An 818-nucleotide genomic window follows, 5' to 3' on the forward strand; every position below is an offset into this window, starting at 1 on the left:
GTTGAGAAGACAGTAGCCATCAATGAAAATGTTCCAGCAACTTTCGAAGATGGTTCAACAACCAAGACTGTAGACGGTGTAGGTACTTTCACAGTAGCTGCAGATGGAACCGTAACCTTCGTTCCTGAGAAATCATTTGTCGGAACTGCGCCAGCTGTAACGGTTGTTCGTGAAGACATGAATGGATCTAAGGCTTCAGCGACTTACACACCAACCGTAACACCAGTAACCCCAACAGCAACACCAGCTGAAACAACAGGTGTTCAAGGTGCTACACAAACTGGTAAGCCTGTATTCACTGAAGGTAACAGTCGTGTGCCGATGAATGATGATGTTGCTGCAACATTTGACGATGGCTCAACTACTAAGACAGTAGATGGCGTTGGTACTTATACAGTAGCAGCAGACGGTACTGTTACATTTGTTCCAGACCCAAGCTTTACTGGTACTGCACCAGCCATAACAGTTGTTCGTGAAGATAAGAACGGAAGCAAAGCTTCTGCAACTTACACACCAACTGTAAATCCAGTTACTCTTACTCCAACAAATAAAGTTTCTGAAGACATTCAAAATGTTCCTCAAACAGAGACTCCTACATTTGCATTAAGTAACGATGAAACTGCTCAAATTACAAGTAAGAAATTGATTGACCCTGCAACAGGTCAACCAACCGATGAAACAACTGTAACAGTAGCAGGTGAAGGAACTTACACAATCGATCCTACTACAGGAGCAGTAACCTTCACTCCTGAAAAAGACTTCGTTGGAACTGCAACTGGCGTGAAAGTCCAAGCAACTGCAACAATTACCAATGCAGA

The 818-nt window shown here is 43.4% G+C and carries 1 pseudogene; it reads left to right on the forward strand.

Annotated features, from left to right (window positions below):
- Positions 1-818 (forward strand): annotated as a pseudogene (locus NMM13_RS10030) (hypothetical protein); the annotation flags it as partial.

It is taken from the genome of Streptococcus sp. CF8_St5-11, assembly GCF_024295625.1.
Classification (GTDB): domain Bacteria; phylum Bacillota; class Bacilli; order Lactobacillales; family Streptococcaceae; genus Streptococcus.